This window comes from Streptococcus sp. 3613 (genome assembly GCF_013277375.1).
Lineage (GTDB): Bacteria > Bacillota > Bacilli > Lactobacillales > Streptococcaceae > Streptococcus > Streptococcus pseudopneumoniae.
In genome coordinates this window covers 1-4,166 of the sequence record NZ_VMMV01000127.1, presented here as the reverse complement: position 1 = coordinate 4,166, position 4,166 = coordinate 1, and the positions used below count along the sequence as shown (strand labels likewise).

Here is a 4,166-nt window from a genome sequence, read left to right as displayed (position 1 = left end):
ACAGTGTTTTGAGCAGCCTGCGGCTAGCTTCCTAGTTTGCTCTTTGATTTTCATTGAGTTTCAAAATCCAGTCACGGTAATCCCCAGCAGGCGGACACCTCTTTCTTTCTCGCTTAATTCTTCATAGAGTTGTAGGGCTATTTGGCTTATCTGGCTAGCATCCTGTGTTTTTTGAGCTAGACTTTTTCGTTTAGTGAGAGTTGAAAAGTCCTCGTAGCGGATTTTCAAAATGACAATTTTTCCAGATTTTTCTTGTTGACTGAGATTGAGAGCGACTCTTTCTGATAGAAGAGTCAGCTCTTTTTTGATATCTTCCTCGGCACGGAGAATCTTCCCATAGGTTTTCTCCTTCCCGATTGACTTACGGATGCGATTGGATTTGACTGGGGAATTGTGGATGCCACGAGCCTTTCGATAAAGGTCATAACCCAGTCTACCAAAACGATCTATTAGGGTCACTTCAGGGACTTCAAGTAGGTCAGCGCCAGTAAAAACGCCCATTTGATGAAGACGTTCTACAGTCTTTTTTCCTACTCCATGAAACTTGGAAATATCCATTTGTTTGAGGAAATCCTCAGCTTGGTCAGGTAGAATCACTGTCAAACCATGTGGTTTTTGATAATCACTGGCCATTTTAGCCAAGAATTTGTTGTAAGAAACGCCAGCAGAAGCAGTTAGATGGAGTTCTTGCCAGATATCCTCTTGAATGAGGCGAGCAATTTTGACCGCTGACTTGATCCCGAGTTTATTTTCTGTCACATCCAAATAGGCTTCGTCAATGCTCATGGGTTCTATTAAATCTGTATAGCGCTTAAAGATAGCTCGAATCTGGAGTCCCACAGCTTTGTATTTCTCATAATTCCCCGAGATGAAGACGGCCTGGGGACAACGCTCATAGGCTTCCTTAGAGCTCATGGCTGAATGGATACCAAAAGCTCGTGCCTCATAGCTACAGGTAGAAACGACTCCCCGCCCACCTGTTTGCCGAGGGTCACTGCCGATAATGACAGGTTTTCCTCTGAGTTTAGGATTATCTCTGATTTCCACCGCAGCAAAAAAGGCATCCATGTCAATATGGATGATTTTTCTTGACAAATCATTTAACAAAGGAAAAATCAACATGCCTAGCCCCCTTTTTACCGCTTATTTTCTTTTATTATACCCTTTTTTCTGAAAAAAAGAAAAAAGGACTTTATTTTTTCAAAAATATAATACAGTTTGAAATAAAATATAGACTGTTTTAGAAAAGAAAGTGTAAAAATAGGGATTTTCCACTTGTTGAAATCGGTTACTGTATGGTATACTTGTCTCATGAATGTAACAGATGGTTGTTACTAGAAAGAAAAAAGAGGACATTAACATGGTTGTTAAAACAGTTGTTGAAGCACAAGATATTTTTGACAAAGCTTGGGAAGGCTTCAAAGGCGTAGATTGGAAAGAAAAAGCAAGTGTATCACGCTTCGTACAAGCTAACTACACACCTTACGATGGAGACGAAAGCTTCCTTGCAGGACCAACAGAACGTTCACTTCACATCAAAAAAATTGTAGAAGAAACGAAGGCTCACTACGAAGAAACTCGTTTCCCAATGGACACTCGTCCAACATCTATCGCTGATATCCCAGCAGGATTTATCGATAAAGAAAATGAAGTTATCTTCGGTATCCAAAACGATGAACTCTTCAAATTGAACTTCATGCCAAAAGGTGGTATCCGTATGGCTGAAACAACTTTGAAAGAAAATGGATACGAACCAGATCCAGCTGTTCACGAAATCTTTATTAAATACGTAACAACAGTTAACGACGGTATCTTCCGTGCCTACACTTCAAACATTCGTCGCGCACGTCACGCACACACTGTAACTGGTCTTCCAGATGCATACTCACGCGGACGTATCATCGGTGTTTACGCACGTCTTGCTCTTTACGGTGCAGACTACTTGATGCAAGAAAAAGTAAACGACTGGAATGCAATCGAAGAAATTGATGAAGAAACAATCCGTCTTCGTGAAGAAATCAACCTTCAATACCAAGCATTGCAACAAGTTGTTCGCTTGGGTGACCTTTACGGAGTTGATGTTCGCAAACCAGCGATGAACGTTAAAGAAGCGATCCAATGGGTTAACATCGCCTTCATGTCTGTCTGCCGTGTTATCAACGGTGCTGCTACATCTCTAGGACGTGTACCAATCGTTTTGGACATCTTTGCAGAACGTGACCTTGCTCGTGGTACATTTACTGAATCAGAAATCCAAGAATTCGTTGATGATTTCGTTATGAAACTTCGTACAGTTAAATTTGCTCGGACAAAAGCTTACGACCAATTGTACTCAGGTGACCCAACTTTCATCACAACTTCTATGGCTGGTATGGGTAACGACGGTCGTCACCGTGTTACTAAGATGGACTACCGTTTCTTGAACACTCTTGACAACATCGGTAACTCTCCAGAACCAAACTTGACAGTTCTTTGGACTGATAAATTGCCATACAACTTCCGCCGCTACTGTATGCACATGAGCCACAAACACTCTTCTATCCAATACGAAGGTGTAACAACAATGGCTAAAGACGGATATGGTGAAATGAGTTGTATCTCATGCTGTGTGTCTCCACTTGACCCAGAAAATGAAGAACAACGCCACAACATCCAGTACTTCGGTGCGCGTGTAAACGTATTGAAAGCCCTTCTTACTGGTTTGAACGGTGGTTACGACGATGTTCACAAAGACTACAAAGTATTTGACATCGAACCAATCCGTGACGAAGTTCTTGAATTTGAATCAGTTAAAGCTAACTTTGAAAAATCTCTTGACTGGTTGACTGACACTTACGTAGATGCCTTGAACATCATTCACTACATGACTGATAAATACAACTACGAAGCTGTTCAAATGGCCTTCTTGCCAACTAAACAACGTGCCAACATGGGATTCGGTATCTGTGGATTTGCCAACACTGTTGACACATTGTCAGCTATTAAGTACGCTACAGTTAAACCAATCCGTGACGAAAATGGCTATATCTACGATTACGAAACAATCGGTGAATACCCACGTTGGGGTGAAGATGACCCACGTTCAAACGAATTGGCAGAATGGTTGATCGAAGCTTACACTACTCGTCTACGTAGCCACAAACTTTACAAAGACGCAGAAGCTACTGTATCACTTTTGACAATCACATCTAACGTTGCTTACTCTAAACAAACTGGTAACTCACCAGTCCACAAAGGTGTATACCTCAACGAAGATGGTTCTGTGAACTTGTCTAAACTTGAATTCTTCTCACCAGGTGCTAACCCATCTAACAAAGCTAAAGGTGGATGGTTGCAAAACTTGAATTCACTTTCTAGCCTTGACTTTAGTTATGCAGCTGATGGTATCTCATTGACTACACAAGTATCACCTCGCGCTCTTGGTAAGACTCGTGACGAACAAGTTGATAACTTGGTAACAATCCTTGATGGTTACTTCGAAAACGGTGGACAACACGTTAACTTGAACGTTATGGACTTGAACGATGTTTACGAAAAGATTATGTCAGGTGAAGACGTTATCGTACGTATCTCTGGATACTGTGTAAACACTAAATACCTCACTCCAGAACAAAAAACTGAATTGACACAACGTGTCTTCCACGAAGTTCTTTCAATGGATGATGCCTTGGATGCATTGAGCTAATCAAGTTCTTGAATAATGAAAAGGAACCCTCGGTCAGTCGACTGAGGGTTTTGTGCTTGGGGATAGTGTGAGCAATTCCTTCGGCGCAATATGCAATGTTTTTGGAAAGGAATAGTGGACCGAATCTGAAATAGCCCGCTGAAACGTTTCAAACAGTGCTAGAAATTGACTGGAATTCAAAGATACTTGTTGAGTTGGGGGGATTTGAAAATAATCCTCAATGAAAATCAAAGAGCAAACTAGGAAGCTATCCTCAGGTTGCTCAAAACACTGTTTTGAGGTTGCAGATAGATCTGACGCAGTTTGAAGAGATTTTCATTGAGGATAAGTCAGGTACTGAAATGTCTGATCGGGATTTAAAGATATAATCCCGACTTTATCACTTAAAAAATACAAAAGGGCAGCTACCCCCTTGCGCCACAAGGGATTTCGCTGTTCTTTAATCTCGTTTAGGTGTTGTATATGGAGCTTTGGCGTAATT

General features: G+C 41.3%; 2 protein-coding genes. One reads left to right on the top strand and one right to left on the bottom strand.

Going from position 1 to position 4,166, the window contains the following annotated elements; translation table 11 throughout:
* Positions 1-60 precede the first annotated feature (60 nt).
* Positions 61-1,122 carry a DNA polymerase IV gene (gene dinB / locus HT708_RS11205; protein WP_000904576.1) on the bottom strand — a complete coding sequence of 354 codons (1,062 nt, stop codon included), beginning with the start codon at positions 1,120-1,122 and terminating at the stop codon, positions 61-63.
* Between the two features lie 238 nt (positions 1,123-1,360).
* On the opposite strand from dinB, the gene pflB reads away from it, so the two are divergent.
* Positions 1,361-3,685 carry a formate C-acetyltransferase gene (gene pflB / locus HT708_RS11200; RefSeq protein WP_172926401.1) on the top strand — a complete coding sequence of 775 codons (2,325 nt, stop codon included), beginning with the start codon at positions 1,361-1,363 and terminating at the stop codon, positions 3,683-3,685.
* The last annotated feature ends 481 nt before the right edge of the window (positions 3,686-4,166 follow it).